Source organism: Chloracidobacterium sp., assembly GCA_016711345.1.
Taxonomy (GTDB): domain Bacteria; phylum Acidobacteriota; class Blastocatellia; order Pyrinomonadales; family Pyrinomonadaceae; genus OLB17.
Map to the genome: position 1 here is coordinate 3,743,728 of JADJTD010000001.1, position 21,153 is coordinate 3,764,880.

The window sequence follows — 21,153 nt, forward strand, 5'->3', positions numbered from 1 at the left end:
GGAAGTTTCGTCACAATCTGGAATTCCATGCACTGACCGTTTGGAAGAATGGGAAGAGAAAAACAGCGAAACGGTGAGGCCGAAAGGTCTCGAAGAACTGGACTTTTGAGGTCCAAAAGTCTGTAAGTTGTTGATTTTATTGAGTGTAATAATTACACTTTTGAGTTTTTGAGGAGAGTAAAATGTTCATACAATTCCGCTGTCAAGGATGTGATATAGCGAAGACTATCGACGTTCCAAAAAGACACCATGCGGTAGATATCGGCCTTTGGCTGAACCGTGTCGTTTCGCCTCTAATTCTTCTCCTTTTTAATTCCCCACAATCTCGACCAGACCATCAGCCACTGACACTTGCGTGTCGCCCTCGTTGAACATGATCCGCTCAAACGTAATCGGGGAACCCGAACCCGGTGCTCCTATCGCGGTAAATCTCAAATTCAATAACACACCATTCTCATCTATTGGCATTGCACCGTATACAACGACTCTTAGCAGTCCCGGCTCCGCAGCATTCGTCACAACCGAAAGCCCTGGACTCAATGTTCCCGAAACATCAACCACGTCAGCAGATGGTTGTAGCACTGAAGGATCGTAGCGAAGATCAAATTCATACGAAATCACGCCTTTATCAGCAATGCCATCAACATTCACAGGCACGACGATCTCTTTATCACTAGCCGAAACTACATTTGGCAATTCAACAGCAATACCTTTTTCTGGGCCACTGCCCACCGTCAACTGCCTAACGGCCGCCGGTCTCGCAGCACTCGGTGTCCAATTACCAGTGACATCACCGATGAGCAATCCGATATAGTCGTCGCCTATGATATTACTCGCAATTGAAGGGTATGTTCGGCTCGTTGGAGAAGCTCCAACCGGGAATGTCGGTCCCGGCGGCAAAAAGAATTTCCATTGCCCCGCAGTTCCGGCTGACGATCCGGAAGCAACAAATGTAGCTATCTGAGCCGCATCGAATGACGAAATGACACCATTATTGCTAACATCAGCCGAAGCTTTCTGATTATCTGTGGTCAAAAATACCGCTCCCGAAACATGCTGTGCGATCCGTGCTGCATCGAGCGACGAGATACCATTCTGGCCAGTGGTCTTTGACAAAGCGACTGTATAGGAGCCTGCTCCAAATCCTGCTAGCTGATATTGGCCGGCACTTTCGCCTGGTGCTCCGGTAACCGTAGTAATGTTCGACTCACCGGTTGCTGTGACGGTAACATTTGAGATGTATTTTGGTGGAGCCGCCGCGTTGCCGTATGTAACAGTTCCCGTTATCGAAGCTCCTCTCTGATGAACGGTAAATTGAGCAGACATGGCCGATCCCTGAATCGTGATAATACCACTCCGGTCAGCACCAGAATTAGCCTCGGCGGTAAAACCAACCGTACCGGAACCATTCAAAGTTGTCACACTTGGAACCAACCAAGCCGAATCAGACTGAAAACTCCACCCGCACGAACCCGGCGCAGTGATATAAAAACTGCCGTTTCCTGCTTCCCTTTGCACAACGGATTGGTCTGATGACATCTGCAGCCAGCAAGTAGCATTTGCCGCGTCCTGGCTTATCGAATACAAGTAAGACCGCCCGTAAACCGAAACTATCATCGTCCCGTAACGAACATCCGCCGCCGCATTCGCGTCAACCGTAAACGAAACGCGGTCCGCCAACGCCGTCGGGTGAATCCATTCATCCACCACCGAAACCGTCCACGGACAACTAATATTCCCGACCATCACCTCGCCGCTCCCCCCGTTCGTCGGCATAAACTGGCTCGCCGGCGAAAAGTCCAGATCGCATTCCTCAGGCACCCCCGTAGCACTTATATTGACGATCACTACCGAATTCGACGAACTATTCTCCGCCCGCAATTGCGCTGTCTTCTGGCCGGGACTTGTCGGATTAAATCCAACAGTCATATAAACGCTGGATAACGCTCCTACAGTAAGCGGAAGACTAGGTGGATTGATGATAACGAACTGATCGGGATCATTGCCCACAAGGCTAAGTGAAGTGATCTGCAAGGGCTGATCCCCTAGATTTGAGAGTGGAATATCTATTGTACCGATCGGCAAACTGCCAAGCGGCCTCGCGTTATCATAACTTTGATAACCAAATCCAGCGCTCGCCGAACCAGACAACAAAGGGGGACCTAAAGCAAACACCTTTAATATTCTATTTCTAACCGATTGAAAAAGTGTTCCCTCGACAGTGTTTCCGTCGTAGCAGTATCCAATTCGATCGTTATTGTTTATATCTTTGCCATCGCCGTCTCTTAAATTACGATGGTTGTATCCTGGGCAGTGAATACTATCCATTAGATTGGCATTAGCAAACTTGGCGCTTTCGACCGGAACGAATCCATCATTCATTGGCGGCGGAATATTGAAAACAGAAAAATCGCCATTTTTTGCGGAATCAATTAAATATGCAGCAGCTGCCAATCGAGCATCATCCCAAGCATCGCTCCGGTTTAGGTCATCAAGACCAGGCGGCCAATATTCGCTGTTTTGTGAAATCTCTCCCCAATAAGCGATTATTCGATCATCGTAAACGGTTGAAGTGGGCAAGTCGTAGTGCCGTTCCCACGGAAGATCATTCAAAATGTCTTCGGTGAAGTGATCATCAAAATTATCCCATAGTAAAGATCCGCGATTCGGTAACTGAGTATTTCGCTGCAGAGCGCAGGCTGCACACCCACTTCCTCCCCAATATTTCGAGTCCCCTAACGTGAACCAATTATTAGCGTTTTCCCGATCCGGCGTCGGAAATTTTTCTTGCCGCGCCCAGCCGTTAGCACCGTACGTACCGTGGTGGGGGGTAGCCAAAGTAATTAATTTCAGAATCCTTTCTCCGGAAAGTTGGTTAGAATAAGTGCCACGTCTCGCCGGCTCAAGCATATAATGGCGCGCGACTATCCCCCCCATACTGTGAGCGACGATTATGATCTCTTTGTTACCAAATTCACACATCTCATCTATCCTGTCCCGCAAGGCTTGTGCGATTTCCTGAGTAGTATGGCGATCACTCACGTAGTGGAATTTATAAGTTTTGAAATGATTGTTATAGGCGTCGCCGCTGTCGTTTAGAGACAGAATCAGGTTCTTGAAATAATGTGGATATAGGAGATTTGGAGGATCAACCTCATCTATTTCGCCATGACGATTTCCATGAATGCCGTGGATTAAAATAACAGGTGTTCTAGGTGTCGCGGTTTCTAAGGGCCCGGGATACGCTTCAACTAAGGCTGTGTCGTCATATGCGTTGCCGTGAGACACCGGACCGCCACAACCGGTTGCACACTTACCTGCGCTGCCAGCGTTGTGAATCGACTGAATCTCAACCGCTGAAAGCGCCCGATTGTATATACTCAGTTCATCTATCAGTCCATTAAAGTAGGTGCCATAAAAGGAGTTGCGGCCAATTTTTAGCGTATTGAAACGCACCGGCATTGATCCCTGAATAGCGTTACAGGTCGGTGTTCCATTCACATAAACACAAAACTGACCAGCAACAGCGTCGAAAGTGCCTGCCACATGGACAAAAGTTCCGGGAATAATGCTAGCCGGCGGCGAATAGAGTTGGTGCCAGCCTCCTCCCGGTGCGTATCCGATGTATATACCAAAGAGAACCCTACCGTCAGGAAAAAGAATTATCTCGTAGGGGCCAGCGTCGGGATTGTCCTTGTTAATAACAGTCCATGGGTTTCCTGAAGGCAAGGCGTTCACTTTGATCCAACCCTCAATAGACAGAGCCTCGGTCGGGCTGAGAGTATTGGAATGGGGAGCTTCGACGAACTGCGTATTACCATTAAGGTTGAAGCCCTGCCCCACCATTCCTGATGCGAAGTTTGCACCATTTAGCAAAGTTCCGTTATTAGTTCCAACTGAATCGTGCGCATTTCCCTCCGCCCGCCACCAAGCTGCCATCCCCGCTGGCGGAGCAGCACACGATTGTGTCACGCACCCTGATATGGTTGCGCTCCAACTTGGATAGGCCTGATATAAAGTGCATTGATATGTACCGCTGACGGTCAACCCATCCGGCGATAACGTGCCAGTATAATCGCAGTCGTTACCATCGGAGGATTCCCTTCTAAATACGGTGATGGTATTGCCTTGGCGGTAAACCGTATTAACCGTCGTACCGGGCTGGCCCCATGTCGCAACACCGTCAAAGATATTTGACGTTCCACGTCTAATCCAAATTGACGTTAAAGGACCTTCCATTGCATTCCAATGCGTTCCTAACCAATCGCATGAAACCAGTGTCGGAGGAGCACTCAGTTTGTTCGTGTCGGCCTTTACAATTCGCTCGCCCGTCTGAAAAAGCGTGAAGACAGCCAAAAGCAATACTGCGACGCTTACGAGGAATGACCGGAAACGAAGGCGTCGGGAAACTGCCGGTTGAGACGAGGCATTAGAAATCCGCATACAGATCGCTCTCCTGTTTTTGTGTATCTCCAACTGAACAATTCACGCTCGTCAGAAAACCTGTCGGTCATCTTGAACAGCAAAGAAGATCGGTCTGAGAACGCTTATTAGCCAATGATGTTATACCTGAACCACATTTAATTCAAGCAAATTGTGGCCAATCGTGAGTCGTCGCTAAGAAGCCTTGTTCGCAAGTAGGATATTTTGGTGCAACAGCTCGCGATATATCGACGCCGCAATTGACCGACCGAGCGATATCAGATATGCCGATCGACAAGCGAGGATTCGCCATTGCAGAGAAGCAGGTTTACAAGGAAGAATGGGAAGAGCAAAACAGTGAAACGGTGAGGCCGAAAGGACTTGAGGAATTGGACTTTTGAGGTCAAAATGTCTGTAAGTTGATGATTCTATTGAGGGTAATTGTTACACTTTTGAGTTTTCGAGGAGAGTAAAATGTTCATACAATTCCGTTGTCCAGACTGTGACATTGCGAAGACTATTGACGTTCCAGAGAGACACCATGCGGTAGAGATTTCGCTTTGGCTGAACCGTGCTTTTTCGCCTTTAATTCTTCTCCTTTTTTAATTACCCACAATCTGAACCAGACCATTAGCCACCGATACTAGAGCGTCTCCTTCGTTGAACATTATCCGCTCGAACGAGATCGGCGAAACAGAACCTGATTGACCAACCGCCACGAATCTCAGGTTCAAAAGCACACCGTCCACGGCCTGCGGCCCGTCGATTGGAAATGCTCCATACATAACAACTCTCAAAAGCCCAGGCTCCTGCGCATTTGTAACAAATGAAAGCCCGCGACTCGCAGTTCCCGTTACACTGACCGGATCGATCTGAGGCTGGACTACCGACGGGTCATATCTGAGATCAAATTCATTCGAGATCACACCTTTGTCCGCAATGCCATCAACATTCACAGGCACAACGATTTCCTTATCGACAGAAACGACAACCGTTGGCAATTCAACGATTAAATGCTCCCCGCCTTGATTAAGGAGGGGTGGCAGTCGCTTCGGCTGACGGGGTGGTTCGTATCCACCGTCAAAAGGTCTCGCACCCGTATTCGTCCAGTTCCCCGAAACCTCGCCCATCAGCAGCGCCGAATAATCCTGTCCAGTGATGCTGGTTGTAACATCCGAATAGATTCTGTTTGGAGGGCTAAATATCCAACTTGCCGTCAAGCCAGAGCCGGAAACACCCGCGACATATCTAGCGACTTGTCCCGCGTCAAACGAGGACAACGTTCCGTTCCCGCTAACATCCGCCACAGTAAACTGAGTTCCCGTCAAAACATTGATCCCCGCAACATGCTGAGCAATCCTCGCCGCGTCGAACGAAGTGATACCGTTCGCACCGCCCGTCTTTGTCGGAGTGATCGTGTACGAACCTGCACCAAAACCTGACAATGCATACTGACCGGCGTTCGCTCCGGGAGCAGCGGTTGTTGATATAACTGTTGGCGAACCGGCTCCAGTGATCGTAACATTCGAAACAAACCGCGGTGCCGGTGTGCCGATCGCGTTGCCGTACGTGATCGTTCCGGAAATACCAGGTAGAGCGATAGAGCTGATCGCCCACGGTGAGAACTGTGTTATGCCCGTTTGCTCGACCCAATTGTCGCTTGAATCGCGAGCGGCCGCGCCCAGATCGCTCCACACCGCACCGAACCTGAAAAGCTTTAGCGTCGATTCGGTATTACCATTGAGTTCCCCGTCGAGGTAGTGCAGTCGAACCGCGGATGAAAAACCGGTGCCGCCATTTTGTGTGATCGAGTATGATCTCCTTACCGCATTTGCCAAGCCGGCCGGTTGAAGCTTGGCCAGATTGACGTTCACACTCGTCGGCAGAGTTCCGCCGGCACCGAACGCGATCCTGTTGAAAGGATTTCCAAAACTCAGCGCCGCTCCGCCGCCCGAAAAGCCCGTTCGTGTTACGTTTCCTATGACATCGCCCGATCCTGCGGAGGTTCCCGACGCGGGCATCGTCAATGTATTCGCTCCAGTATTGAGGTCATTGGTAAGTGTTAAAAGACCGTTGACGGCGGCGTTGACGGCGAGGCTCACGCCCGACCCAGCGTTCGCGATCGTCAGATTATTAAAGTTTGTCGCCGTTGTCCCCGCGGCAGTTTGCGCTGCCGAGCCGTTGAAGGTTACGGTTCCGCTTTGCGGCGTAAATGTGCCGTTGTTTGTCCAGTTACCTCGGACGTTGAGCGCGAAATTGCTCGCCGAAACATCTAGCGTCGTTCCGCTTCCGATAGTTAGGCCGCCGTTTGCGGATACCGCGCCGCCAAGCGTTTTTGTTCCGCTCGTCGCAGTGGAAAGATTATAAAATGTAAACGCGGGAATCGTTTGCGCGCCCGCGCCGTTAAAGGAAACCGTGCTGTCCGTCCCACCGAGGTAAGTATTCGTTCCGGGCGTAAACGTTCCGGCGACGCCGATCGTTCCGAAGACAGCGAGCCCTCTGTCGCCGGTGCCGCTGCTCGTCAGGTTGTAGTAATTGAAAGCAGGAATATTCTGCCCGCCCGCGGAGTTAAAATTGATCGTGCTTCCGGTAATCGTGTGTCCCGTCGCGGTTGCGAAAATAAATTCTCCGGCAACGCCAACCGTTCCGACAGGCAAAATTTTGGGGGAATTCAAGAAATACAAATTTCCGTAGTTTGCGGCCAAAACCGCCTGACTGCTTGATCCACTATACCAAACAATGCTGTTTACCGCGCTCGACAAAGTTCCGCCGGTTGCTGACACCGCGCCGTTCAAGGTCAATTGGTTTGATCCGATAGCGAGCGTTCCGGCGGTTAAAGTGAGCGCTCCGTTGACGGCTAAGTTGCCGCTGAGACTAACGCCCGTCGCGTTGTTGATGGTCAAATTATTAAACCTTGCCGGCAATGCCGAGCCGCCGATAATTTGCGCCGACACTCCATTGAAATTGACCGTGTTGCCGTTGGCTGTGAATGTGCCGTTGGTTATCCAGTTGCCGCTGATGTTAATTGTCGTTGCGTTCACCCCGGCGAGCGTCGCGCCGCTGTCGATCTGTACGTTTTTAAATGAGTTGCTGCTGGTGAACGTTCCGGCCCTGACCCGAAGCAGTTGGCTGACGGTGAGCCCGGCAAACTCGGTTACACCTGTCGTGTTATTTAAGCTGAGATTATAATATGGCGTAAATGCCGCCAGCACCTGCGCCGCGGTGCCGTTATATTCGACAGTGCTCCCGGTCACACTAAAGGTGCCGTTTACGGTCAGCGGGGTTCCGGCGCCTGAAAGCAAGAGGGTGCGGTTCGAGATATTGAATGTCCCTCCCGCATTTATCGAAACCGTAGACATTTGTTTGTTCGCGCCCAAGGTGGTGATCGAACCGCTAAGAACTGTCGCGCTATTCCCCGAAAGACCACCACTTCCCGACAATGACTGTGTTGTACCGCCAAATTGAACCGACGCGGTCGAAACGGCAGCGTTATTTGTAAACGTTGATCCATTAAATCTTAATGTTCCGGAACCGCCGATCGGTGCATTCGCCGTTAGGTTGCCCCCGATGGTAAATTGACCCGGGCTAATCTGTAAACCCGTCGCGCTTACGTCAACCGTCACCGATCCACTTGTCGAACCTTGCGCGGTTGTCGTTCCTGAATTTACATTGAGTGACGCATTGAAGCCGGAAGCACCTGCGTTAAGCGAGACGTTCGTGCCGGTGGTCCGAATTGCACCACTGACAGTCCCGCTGTTCGTAAATGTTGTGCCGTTGAACGTCAGCAGATTGCCGCCCGTTACAAGTGAAGTTCCGCCGCTTACGGTGAGCGAGCTGTTGCTGAACGTTACGTTGCTTGCAAGAGAAGTATTCGACGCGCCGGTTAGCTGGAACACACCTCCGGTCCATGCGCCGTTTCCGGAGATCGTTTGTGAGCCGCCGCTGAATGTGGTCGTCGGAACGGATTCAGTTCCACTGTTTGTAAATAGCGAACCGTTGAAATTCAGCGCAGTGCCGCCCGCTCCCGCCAATGTCGAACCAGCGATGAGCGTCGCATTACCGTTGATCGTTAGGCTGTCGCTTAATGTGACAGTGCTCGTATTGTTGTTCGTTAGATTGATTATGGTATTCGACGGCGGGATCTCAAGTCCGGTCGTGATGGGATTGCTACCGAAATAAATAATGTTGATAACTCCTGCAAATGTCGGTGCGGTCGCCAGCGAACCGTTCGCTCGTACGATGGTCGCGTCGTTGTTCATTGTCAGGAAGCCGGCGTTATTGAACGTGCCGTTCGTCAGGGTGAGCCGCGAATTAACAGATTCGTCAGCGGACAGAGTTACTCCAGCTGCGTTATCGATACCTAGATGATTGTATGTGACGTCGGTTGTCTGAACAGTCTGGGCAGTGGTTCCGTTGTAATTGACGCTCACATTTACCATCGAGCCCGCTCCGCTCAAGGGCGTCCCGGCTCCGTTCAACGACAGGATGAATGCCTCGGTGAGCAGAGTTCCGCCGGAATTAACGGCGAGAGCCAGCAGTTGATGATTAGAAGTAAGCGAGACAGTTGTACTGTTTGTGATCGATCCGATCGCCGCGATCGCGCCCGTGCCGGATAGAAACTGGTTCCCACTCCGGCCGAAGACGAAATTGCCGCCGGTGATCGTTCCGTTGTTTGTCAAAGTCGATCCGTCGGATCTGAAGTTGTTTGAGACCTTTGTGATAGTTCCGTTATTGATAAGATCGCCCGTAATGGTGAACGCCTGATCCGTTGTGTCAAGCGTTGCCCCTGCCGCGACGGTCATTGACCCACCGAGCGAGCCCTGGCCGATCGTCGTGCCACTTATGATTTGCCACGGCGAAGTGAATGTCGCAACGAAAGTAACACTCGTGGTTCCCTGGGTCCGCACGATACCGGCGCCGCCGATGTTCCCCGCACCGAAGATCGCGCTTCCCGCGGTTCCGTCAGTTGTTAGCGTGCCGCCCCCATTGAGTGTTAAGGAGCCGCCAGCATCTACGTTGAGGATGTGGATCGATTCGGCGCCCGATATCGTAACGACACGAGAAGTTGGGATCGTAACGGTATCGTCGGCATCCGGGATCCCGTCTTCGCCACCGCACGAATCCGTGCAGTTCCAAGTCGCGACGGTTGACCAACCGCCATCCGCAACGGCGTTAAACGTTGCTGCGTTTGCCGAAGCGACCGCGAACAAATTAACCGTCACAAACGCCAATGCCCACAGGCGATGCTTCATATTTTCCTCTTTTGAACTACACAATTCACGCCCCGTGAGAGAACCTGTCAGTCATTCTAAAAAACAGCAAAGAAGATCGGCCTGAGAACGTTTATTAGCCCAAGATTTTACACCCGAACCGTATTATATTCAAGCAAACTGTGCTGCTAAGTCGGAAAAGCCCATCATATCGAAAGGCGCGGATTTGCGATTGCGGAGAAGCAGGTTTACAAGGAAGAATGGGAAGAGAAAAACGGCGAAACAGTCAGGCCGAAAGGTCTCGAAGAATTGGACTTTTGAGGTCACAAAGTCTGTAAGTTGTTGCGTAATATAAGTATAATTATTATACTTTGGAGTTTTCGAGGAGACTAAAATGTTCATATAATTCCGTCGTCCAGGATGTGATATTGGAAAAAATATCGACGTGCCGGATAGGCAGCACGCGGTAGATATTTCGCATTGGCTGAATCGTGTCGTGTCGCCTCTAATCACCGCCTTTTCATTTACCTACAATCTCGACCAGACCATTAGCAATTGACACTTGCGTGTCGCCCTCGTTGAACATTATCCGCTCAAAGGTCAGCGGCGAAACCGAACCAGCCGTTCCGACAACTGTGAATCGCAGATTCAATAGCACACCATTCTGATCTATCGGAAAAGCCCCATAAACAACAACTCGCAAAAGTCCCGGCTCAGTCGCATTTGCCACAACCGAAAGCCCACGACTTACGGTTCCCGAAACATCAACAGGGTCAACCAATGGCTGCATCACCAAAGGATCATACCGAAGATCAAACTCATAAGAGATCACTTCCTTGTCTGCGATGCCCTCAACATTCACCGGAACAACGATCTCCTTATCCACTGCTGTCAAAACTTGCTGAACCGTGACCATGATCGGTTTCGCCGTTCTGTAGTTGTTTTCGCTGTTCATTGTTCCTGCCGGTCTCGCGGCGGTCGGATTCCAGTTGCCTGTGACCTCGCCGACAAGAATGCCGATGTAGTCCTGGCCGGTTTGAACACCGATCGGGTCTGTGTAACTCCGAGTCCCCGGTGACGCCCCGACCGGGAAGGTCGGTTGTGATACGTCCGGGACAAAGAACCTCCATTGGTTCGTCAGGCCGATGGGCGGCCCGAGAGCCGTCACAAACCTTGCGATCTGCGCCGCATCGGTTGACGATATCGCACCGTTGTTAGTCACATCCGCCGCGATCCTCTGACGGTCGGTTGCAATGAGCGAAACACCCGAAACATGCTGAGCGATCCTCGCCGCATCCGCCGACGAAATGCCGTTCTGCCCCGTAGTCTTCGTAATTCCGACCGTGTAGTTTCCTGCTCCAAAGCCCGTCAGCGTATACTGTCCCGCAGTTCCGCCCGGTGCCGCGGTCGTCGTAAGCACATTTGGCGAACCTACACTACTTGCTACCGTCGCATTCGAGATAAACTTCGTCGTAGGCGACGCAGGATTGCCGTAAGTCACCGTTCCACTGATTGACGGCGTATCAGCAGGCGTAGGCGTATATGTCGGAGTTTCCGTTGCCGTTGCCGTCGGCGTAGGCGTTGGAGTGAATGTTTCTGTAGCCGTCGGTGTCGGTGTATCCGTTGCCGTATTGGTCGGTGTATCGGTCGGCGTATTTGTTGCTGTTGCGGTCGGTGTATTCGTTGGCGTCGGAGTATCCGTTGCCGTGTTGCTCGGCGTCGGCGTAAAGGTTGATGTATTCGCTGGCGTTGGAGTATCCGTAGCGGTATTCGTCGGCGTCGGAGTATTAGTATGGGTCGGCGTCGGCGATGCTCCACCGGTGAAATTTCCGGCGTCGGCGCCGATGTCAACCGGCGTCAAACCACTTCGCGTCTGTCCGTCGTAATCCAGCGTCACGCCGACATTTGCGCCGGAGCCCTCGGCAATCGTCAAGTTTGTCGGATGCAGATGCAGATCGGGTGTCGCATTTGTGGGATCATTAAATTGAGGATTGCTTTCAAAACTGTTTACGTCTTGCCCGACGGCCGTTCTCCACGCACCGATGTTTGCAACGTCTAGAGAATTATAGAATCCAAATACGGCACCCGTTCCATTAGCGAAATATACGTTGTTGTTTATGGTCAAGCCGGTGGGATTTGCAACGGTTCCGTTTAGCTTTATGGCGTAATTCTTACCGGTTGACGTGCCGCCGTTGGTTCTGGCGTTAAAGAAAATGTTGTCGCGGAGACTGCGGGTATTTACCGTCTGGGTTCCGTTAAACGCGTAGGAACTGCCGCCGCCGGAGCTCGCGGTGCCGCCGATATAAACGCTGTTGTGAACAATGGCGTCGGTTCCGAGAGCACCACTAATTCCGTTGATGCCTGCCGTGCTGGTGTTTGTCGCTGTCGAGCCGATGGCAATCGCCTGATTAGCGCCGAGGGCGATCATGTTGTTTCGATATGATGTAGTTCCGCCGCCTACTCGAATACCGTTTATCTCAGCCGACGTACTCGTCGTCGGTGCCAGCAGGTTGTAGATCAAATTCCTCTCTACGACATTTGCCGTGCTGCCTGTGAACTGTATGCCGGTCACAACACTCGCGCCTGTCGTATTACTGTTGGTCAGCGTATGGATGGTGTTCTGCGACAACGTGTGATCCACAGTCGGGTTCGGGAACATACCGATCACGGAAGCGCCAATGGTCGTGCCGGTTCCGACATTAGTGGTCAGGTTTCGAACCGTGTTCGATGTCCATGCGGCGTTTGCCTCGGACGTATACATTCCGACCACCTGCGAACCTGTGCCGGTCGCATTGAGTGAGATCGAGTTTGCCACTGTTCCGCCGACATTGTTAGACGTTCCCGTAAATGTCGTGCCGTCGATCGTGTTCGATCGCATCCCATAGATCGAAAAGTTTCCGGAACCAGCGTTTGTCACCGAAATGCCGCCGATGTTATTGCTGTTCGCGGTCCAATCGTCATTGCCGACGGCGTAAATGCCGAAAACGTCAGTTTGGTTTGTGGTGTTTGTTGAGAAATTCAGCGATCCGGTAGCTGTCTGACTGCCGATAGTATTGCTATTTATGATCGCATTTCCGCGGCGGATCAAAATGCCGATGAACGGACTGCTTAGGCCCTGTTGAAATGACGAAACGCCGGTCAGGCTGACGGCTGCGATCGTATTGTTACTGATATTCGACACTGCGGCGCCCGTGATGCCGTTGAACTGGATAGCATGAAATTTTCCGAATGAACCGGTCAGCGTATATGTGCCGGTCTGCGTGCTCGAAGCATAACCGATGATATTGCCTGTAACGGTCGCTCCTGCCATCGAGTTTGACTCGCCGAGGTCGATCGCCTTGTGTATAACGCCTGCCGAAAACGTTCGGGTACCCGTTTGATAAAACCGGTTATTGGTCACTGCCCACTCAGTGCAGCCCTGATTTGCATACAGGCCCGAGCTGCTCCCGGATGCGTGGAAATAATCAAAAATATTGTTGTTGTTAATTGTTATTCCGCTATTTTGCTGGGCAGTTGTGTCAACAGAACCATTACAGTAAATTGCCTTGATAGGTAAGTTCGTACCTGCAGGACCGATATTGTTATTCGAGATCGTGTTGTTATCGTTTCCATTGCCGGATACGGTGTCCGTGCTGAAGAATATATTGCCGCCATTTTGAATAAGGGTCGCGTTACGAAATGAACCGAATATCGAGGTGTTTGTGATCGTATTGTTCGACGCTCCTCCGATAAAGCGAATGGTAGAAGTGCCTGCCGTCGTCGAATTGTTTGTGTTCGATATCGTCAAGGAATTGCCGCCGGTATTCAACCCGTCGATCGTTACATTGTCCGCTCCGTTGAGATCGATCAGCGGATTGCCGGCCGTCGTAGCACCTGAGATCGTCCGCGCCGCGCCGCCTGCCGGCGACATCGTGATTGATGTCCATGACGCCGGAGCTACATTACCGGCGTTCAGCGTAGACGTTGCCACTCCTTCAGTCGTATTTCCGCAAACATCAATAGTTATAGTGCCGGTATGAACGACACCCGCGTTGATCGTTGCAAAGGCGCCCGTTCCGGCCGCGCCGCTCAGTGTGGCATATGCCGTCGGCACACCCGCCGCCGTTCCGCCCGACGACTCTACTTCGATAGGTCCCGCTGTTTCGCACGTACCCGCCGTAAGTATCGGCGCGGCCGGTTCCGGCGCTCCTTCGCTGGCAGCCGTAATTTCGGCAGCAGATCCAAAGAACGAAGCAAATGAATCAGCAAAGCCTGCACCCGCTAAGGCCGTGATCGCGAGTGCGAGGACGAGTCCGATCATGAGTGTGATAGTGGTGAAACGGACGAACGATGAATGAGACGACTTGGAACGGTTTAACATTTTTCTTTTCTCCGGCGAAATAAATAGACCTATATTGATTTCCAATACTCCTGCGAGCCTGGAATGCCCAAACTGGTAACTCCTACCTTTACAACGATGCGCGAAATTTTCGACGTACGCTTGCTAACGCTCCCGTCGAAACTGTTTTACTTGGAATGGTCTGACTTCCATTTCGGTTGATCTCGTCCTCGTTCTCCGCTGCAACTGAAAGCTCGACCCGTCCGTAAGTTATTGTTGTCAACAGATCGCCTTCGTTGAACATGATCCGCTCGAACGAAAGTGGCGATGCTGAACCGGGCTTACCGACTGGCGTGAACCTAAGGTTCAAAAGAACGCCATCGCCGTCTATCGGATAAGCGCCGTAAACAACAACCCTCAAAAGCCCGGGATCAGTCGCATTTGTCACAACTGAAAGCCCGCGGCTTGCTGTTCCTTTCACATCTACCGGATCAACCAAAGGCTGTATGACTGTTGGATCATATCTGAGATCGAACTCATAGGCGATCACGCCCTTGTTCGCAATACCCCTAACATTTACCGGAACCTCGATCTCTTTATAAACAGCAGTCAGGGCTGGCAATCCAACCGTGATGCCAATATCCCGCCCGCTGCTTTCTGCTTCTGCAAACTGTTTACCATCAAAAGGCCTCGCTCCTGTGTTGTTCCAGTTTCCCGAAATCTCGCCCATCAGTAGTGCTGAGAAGTCTTCTCCTGAAATGCTGCTTGCAACCGATGCGTAGTTTCTGTTTGTCGGTGTAAATCTCCAGGTCGATGTCGAACCGATTCCCGGTGCGACGTAGGGCGGTCCGGCAACAAATTTTGCGATCATCGCAGCATCGAACGACGTGACCGAAGTGTTTCCGCTGACATCTGCAACGATCAACTGATTACCTGTCAACTGCGGGTTAGGCGGCCCTGCAACGTGCTGTGAGATCCGGGCGGCATCGAATGAAGTAATGCTGTTCGATCCACCCGTTTTTGTCGGCGTCACAGTATATGAGCCTGCACCGAAACCAGTCAGCGCGTATTGCCCCGCGTTTGCGTCCGGAGCGGCAGTCGTTGTCGAAACGTTCGGCGAACCCGCACCGCTGATCAGTACGTTTGACACAAAACGTGTAGCCGCAGGAATTGCATTTCCATAAGTAATGGTTCCGATAATCGCAGGAGAGCTCGAAGGTGTAGGAGTATCTGTCGCTGTCGCCGTTGGCGTTGGTGTATCCGTCACAGTTGCCGTCGGTGTTGCTGTCGGCGTCGGGCCAGTGCCGCTGCTTGTGCCCACAAATGACGCAGTGGTTGATCTTCCGCGCCAACTTATATCGACATTTACCGGGCCCTCGCCAACGAAGTTCCACGACAGTCTGTCATTTACATTCAGGACATTCGGGTTGGACGCTGTAACATTTAGTTCGGCCGGGGTTATCCATCTGAGAAGGCTGAGCGGCGGATTGCTTGGAGTGTTGATGTCGGAGTAGATCGCACGGAGATGCGGTTGGATACCAGAGCCTACGGGATACTCTCCCGTGTTGGGTTTGATCTCGATGGATGTAAGGTTAAATGCGGGTGCACTCGGTTCGGTGGAGAAAGCAAGTATCGGTTGGCCGGTTATCACTTTTCCGCTGACGGTCGTCGCCGTTCCGTAAAGCGCAACGTCTCCGAGCACGTCCATATCAATATTGAGCGACACCTGACCAGGCTGCCCAGAGACTGAAGTGACCGAAACTCCTTGAGCTGATATCCCGTTTACCCCGTAACGTTCGGCCGACCAGAAAACTGGTGCGGCAAACGTTTCGCCCGCTGGCAGATTGAATTGGTACGTTCTTGTGACAGAACCAGCGATACGATCATTTTGGTTTGATCTACTGACGATCAAACCGATGCTTTCTGCAATGCCTGGCGTTACGTTTTCGGCCGCTGTCTGAATGTTGTCGACGACTGATTGAGGGATCGGAGCAGGCAGGCGAAATGACCCGAAAACACGTTCAGACGCAGGCAGGGCAGGGTCTTGATCGAGCGCACGTATGGTGTGCAGAGCTACCTCGGATGCCTGTACCTGGCCGGCCGTTCCCCCGAATAGGTCGACACCTGCACCGAGATCGATGCTAAAACCCGTCGGGTCAACGAAGGCGTGCGAGACCAGAAGACTCGATGGCATTTGATAAGAGTTGTCTGGCGGGCTTTGTCCCGCTTCGGGTGTCGTCCCCGTCATACTGTCAAAATCGACGACGCCGTCCGATCCGCGCGGCAGCACTAGGCCTCCGTTGGCATTGTTCAATCCCAGTCCGTAGTCGGAATAGCTGAACGCCGAGAAACTTGGAGCAAGGCCATAGTTGACGGTCGTCTGAACAAGATGAAACTTCGCCGCCGGATCCGGTGCCCATGGTGCACTCGATCCCGGCTGATTGATGTGCATGATCTGAGGCCCCGCCGGGTCGAACTTGTTCTGGGCCGTGCCATTTGAGATCAGAAAATTTGACACCAAACCGGAGATTCCGAGCGATCTGCGACCGGACGAGGTGCCCTGAAACCGGCCCTGTAACGCCAACATGTACCTTACGATCCTCGTGCCGTTATGCGGCGAACCAATAGTAACAACACGGTGAAAGCGTCCGCGATTAAAATTATCAGGGTTGCGAAAAGGTTGTGGCGAGAACGGATTGCTGTTTTTTGAACTGAGCAAGCGCGTCAATATCCCGCCCTGGCTATGTGCGACGACATCATGCCGCGTCATTGCCCATCCTGTCAAGATCGATGAACGCATCTCGTCAAACTCATTCCAAACCAGTGGCACCAACTGATGAAACGGAAGGACCGTATTTTGCAGCTCGGTCGCCGGATAGTCGACCGGCAGGTTTCCGTATTTGATGGTACGAATAAAATCTGGTTGACCATTGAGCGTTCGCGGTCTCGACGTGCTGAGGACGCCCTGAAAAATGTCGCCCCATTCACCATCGGTATTGTATCCGTGGATCAAAGCGATCGGAGGTTTGCGAATATAAAAGACCTTCTGGCCGGCCTCCAGTTGGGTGGCGAGGTTGGTAAATTTTAGCCGGACTTTGAGCTCGTTTGTGCCGCTGTCGAAATGAAGTTGGTCGGAACCTATTGGCAAAAGGTATGCATAACGAGTATTGGCGGCCGCCGTAAATGTTAGATCGCGGTCGGTCGTCCAGGCACCTGAATTCAAAGCCAGCAGCCTGTCTGCGATCGGAACCCCGTCAAGGGTACCGCCGCCCATGATCTCCGCTTCGACGCGGTACTGAAGTTCACCGCCGCCGGGAAACGCCTCTATTGGCACAGTCAACTCAAAAAGAAGCGGGGTAACTCCGTCTGCGACGAGTCCCTTTGTCACGCCTGGCATCGCGGTCAGATCTGCAGGCGTTGTCTCAAATATGAGGGGTGCGTCGATATCGTTCAGGCCTTGATTCACACTTCCCTGTGTTAGCCCGCCTAGGTTCGGCCGCCGCATAGTTGTTTGAACATTGCCCCCATCATATGTGTAAACGGCTCCGTTTGGGTTGGTCGACGCACCGGGGGAGCCGATGAACATGATACCGCCCTTGATCACCACCGACGTTCCGAAATATGCTCTCGCCAACGATGCGTCGTTGATCTGGTCGGTCTCAAACCATTGCACGGTTCCACGGGTAAAAACGTATGCGGCTCCCTCGACCGTACTGCCCGGTCCTTCATCTCCGGGAGCTCCGATCACGATCGTTTCACCCTCGATCGCGACTGCTCGTCCAAAGTTGTCGTTGTTGTAACCATCGCTGGCATTCACTTTTTGAAACTGTGACCATGATCCGCTGGCTCGCGTGAAAATGTAGGCGGATCCCGGCAATTGGGTACTATTGCAACGCCCTGCATCCGCTCCGAAAACGGCTATGTCTCCTGAGACCGCGACGGAGCTCCCGAAACACGAATTTACCGATGGATCTTTCGGCACAAGTTGCTGAGGTGCTCCCCACGATGAACCGATCCGGGTATAGGCCATAACGAGTCCTGGACCCGCGGAGGTGCCAATAACCGTATTTTTGGAAGGTGCCAACAGAGTATTCCCTTCGAGGACGACCTCTTGGCCAAACCCCAGGCAATTTGAACATGTCAATTTCTGCTGCTGAGCCCAGGTATTGCCAACACGGACGAAGGAATAGACTCCGGCCGCAGGGGTTTGGGCTGGCGGGAGTTGCGGATATCTCCGGGAAGCTCCAACCACTAGCTGGTCGCCTTCGAGAGCGACTGATTCTCCAAAGGTGAGGCCCTTGGCGGTGTCAGCGGCCCTTATCAGTTGCTGAAATGTCCACACATTTCCGCTGCGCGTGTAAACATAGACAGCGCCATGAACCTGGCCGGCGACCGAATTATCGAACTTCGTATGGGGAGCTCCTACCGCCACCGTGTTGCCCGATATAGCGACGCTCGTACCATATTGCTCATCATTGATACCATTTGATCCCGGAAAGAGCCGGATCTGCAGGGTCCAGACGCCGCCTTGTAGAACGAATACGTAAGCTATGCCCGTCGCTGTAGTTGCATCACGAGAGGCCTGATATGCACCCACGACAGCTGTATCGCCGGAAATGGCTACGTCCCAACCAAATCGATCGTCGACGTTCGTGAATAGTCCAGGGTTATCGATCCTCTGTCGCTGAATAAATGTCGGGTCAATCGTTATCGGATAGATAGCCGATGCATCCTCAACCTCAAACCAAACTTCACCTTCTTTTTCGGTGAGCATTCGTGAAGAAAGTTCTTTTCCGTTTGCGTCCCATGACTTGAGCTTTTCATACCGCAGGCTGCTCGTCCCTGCGTCGTCGGTCAGCGTCAAGGCTTGTCCGTCTTCGTCTGCCTTCGCAGTGAGATCGCCATTGACGGCCATCACGAGTCGAAGCGGTTCCCCACTATTTTCAACTTCAGGCCGCGCCGCCAAAGTAAAACCGTGCTCCAACCCTTCCGGTCTATTGACAAACCATTCGGTCAGCTTTTGATCCTGTCTCAGCAGTTCGGCGCGATTGCCCGCCGTTCGCCGATTCCCGGCTGCCGCTGACGTTTGATACCGGCCGTAACCCACACTGTCCAGGCGCCAGTTCGATGTCCGCGTGCGATCCTTCACTGTTGATTTGAGCCGCAATCCGGTTTCGGTGAAACTAATCTCCAAAGCGTTCGCGTCGTTGCGCGCGGTTGTTTGCGTGCCGGTCGTCTCGATGCGATAGCGCTCTGCGGTTACCGCTTCCAAAAGCGACGTATAGTTGCCCATCGCCTTTAGTTTTCCGATCGCCGAGTCTCCCTTCATCTCGGGCATATAGTTATATATATCCCGGCCAATGCTCGGCGGATCGGTAACGACCGCAGGTGACTCTAAGGCGTCGTCAACTTTTATCGACGACTTCGCCTCAGTGAGCGAGCCGTAGGTTGAATCTTTCCTAAGATAATCTACCGCCGCTTCGCCGTTAAGCGTCGGCATACTCTTGTCCCATTCGTGCGTCGCTCCGGTTCGCGTATACCGAGCAAGCGACGATATTCCAAGGAACATCACCACGGCAAATCCTGCGATAATAAGCGTCTTAAAGCTCAAAAAGCTGTTAGTTCGTCTGCAATTTCGTGCGTCGCTTCTGTTCTTCATTGGTCTCCATCGAGGTCGTTCGCAGTATCTGTACGAATGCTTCAATATTAGATGCGCAATCTTTCGCGCGACCTCATCTTCAGCAAATCCCCGGTAAGTTACAGATCCTTTGTTATCAGTTCTATATATCTAAGCGTAATAAACAAGCAAAGTTGGACAAAAAACTTGAGATTTGGCCAAAGAATCACGCAACATTAGCCTGTATTTCACTTTGGGCAATGAACAACTACAAGGAAGATTAGGAATAGAAAAACAGCGAAACTGTCAGGCCAAAATGTCTTGAAGAATTGGACTTTTGAGGTCAAAATGTCTGTAAGTTGTTGATTCTATTGAGTACAATAATTGTACTTTGGAGTTTTCGAGGAGAGTAAAATGTTCATACAATTCCGTTGTCCAGGATGTGATATCGCACGGACTATCGACGTACCTGAAGGCAGCACGCGGTAGATATTCCGCTTTGGCTGAATCGTGCTGTTTCGCCTCTAATTCTTCTCCTTTTTAATTCCCCACAATCTCGACCAGACCATTAGCCACTGACCCTTGCGTGTCGCCCTCGTTAAACATTATCCGATCAAACGAGATCGGCGAAATAGAACCGGCCGAACCAACGGACGTAAATCTGAGATTCAGCAGCACGCCATTCTCATCGATCGGATAGGCCCCGTAAACCACAACCCTCAAAAGCCCCGGCTCCGAAGCATTTGTAACAAAAGAAAGCCCGCGACTCGCAGTGCCTTTCAGATCAGCTGTATCAACAAGCGGCTGTATCACCGTAGGATCATATCTGAGATCAAACTCATACGAGATCACGCCTTTGTTCGCAATACCCCGAACATTTATCGGAATAACAACCTCTTTTTCAACAGCAATGAGTGTTGGCAATTCAATTGTGATACCTCGCTCCGGCCCGCTTCTTTTTGCTTCTGCCTTCGCCCTACTGTCCGCCGGCCTTTTGCGTGTTGTCGTTTACGGAGCGATACCCATCAACGAAGACGGCGTGCTGCTAAATCTAAGGTTCCTCGCAGTCGGAGCGGAGGGAACAGTTTCGCAGCTCACTTTTGAGCGGATAATGTTCAACGAGGGCGATCCTGCGGCAAACCTTGTCATTGGAATCATAAAGGTTTCAGCGGTTGAAATAGACTAACTTTCAACGGACGCTCATCGGAGATCAACGAACGACTTCAGAAATAGTACTTAAAATTGGTGCGCCACGTATGCGCCAAGCCAGCCAAACACAAACGCAGGCAGGACAACGAAACTAAACTACAATCTAACTGAAAAGCACAATTTCAGACTGAGTAAAACCCCGAAAAACACCTTTCAGAGACTTCGAATCAGAGGGTCGCAAGTTCGAATCTTGCCGGGTGTACCATATAACTCTATTAAATGGATAGTTTAGCAGTTACAAATTGTATGCTTATGAGCATGGCTTCTTACCGTGTATGCGCCAACTCATAAAATCACATGGCCGAACAATGTTTTGAGCATATTTGAAGCGTTTTTTTGAGCGTTGGCAATAAGGCAAGAATTTGGTGTCGAGAGTC

6 protein-coding genes are annotated in these 21,153 nt (G+C 51.7%); 1 reads left to right on the forward strand and 5 read right to left on the reverse strand.

The genetic code is table 11. From position 1 onward, the window contains the following. Positions 1–309: 309 nt before the first annotated feature. The 5 genes from IPL32_15855 to IPL32_15875 all read right to left on the reverse strand — a co-directional run bounded on the left by IPL32_15855 (position 310) and on the right by IPL32_15875 (position 20,491). A complete protein-coding gene (locus IPL32_15855) occupies positions 310–4,443 on the reverse strand; it encodes a hypothetical protein (GenBank protein ID MBK8467292.1) in 4,134 nt (1,377 codons plus the stop codon). Between the two features lie 581 nt (positions 4,444–5,024). After that, on the reverse strand, positions 5,025–9,674 hold the full coding sequence (locus tag IPL32_15860; protein ID MBK8467293.1) for a hypothetical protein: 4,650 nt from the start codon (positions 9,672–9,674) through the stop codon (positions 5,025–5,027). 478 nt (positions 9,675–10,152) lie between these two features. Then, positions 10,153–13,992 (reverse strand): hypothetical protein, encoded by a 3,840-nt coding sequence (locus tag IPL32_15865; protein ID MBK8467294.1) that lies wholly within the window; start codon positions 13,990–13,992, stop codon positions 10,153–10,155. Positions 13,993–14,080: 88 nt separating this feature from the next. Continuing rightward, positions 14,081–19,609, reverse strand: a complete 5,529-nt coding sequence (locus IPL32_15870; GenBank protein MBK8467295.1) for a hypothetical protein — start codon at positions 19,607–19,609, stop codon at positions 14,081–14,083. Positions 19,610–20,107: 498 nt separating this feature from the next. Then, entirely contained in the window at positions 20,108–20,491 is a 384-nt protein-coding gene (locus IPL32_15875) for a hypothetical protein (protein MBK8467296.1), read from the reverse strand. Between IPL32_15875 and IPL32_15880 the strand changes: the two genes are divergently transcribed. Next, on the forward strand, positions 20,478–20,753 hold the full coding sequence (locus IPL32_15880; protein ID MBK8467297.1) for a hypothetical protein: 276 nt from the start codon (positions 20,478–20,480) through the stop codon (positions 20,751–20,753). The two genes, IPL32_15875 and IPL32_15880, sit on opposite strands and share 14 nt — an antisense overlap. Positions 20,754–21,153: the final 400 nt, after the last annotated feature.

Bases quoted from the DNA above. Each gene is read 5' to 3' on its own strand.
- IPL32_15855 (MBK8467292.1), bottom strand. From the start codon at position 4,443: ATGCGGATTTCTAATGCCTCGTCTCAACCGGCAGTTTCCCGACGCCTT.
- IPL32_15860 (MBK8467293.1), bottom strand. From the start codon at position 9,674: ATGAAGCATCGCCTGTGGGCATTGGCGTTTGTGACGGTTAATTTGTTC.
- IPL32_15865 (MBK8467294.1), bottom strand. From the start codon at position 13,992: ATGTTAAACCGTTCCAAGTCGTCTCATTCATCGTTCGTCCGTTTCACC.
- IPL32_15870 (MBK8467295.1), bottom strand. From the start codon at position 19,609: ATGAAGAACAGAAGCGACGCACGAAATTGCAGACGAACTAACAGCTTT.
- IPL32_15880 (MBK8467297.1), top strand. From the start codon at position 20,478: ATGAGTGTTGGCAATTCAATTGTGATACCTCGCTCCGGCCCGCTTCTT.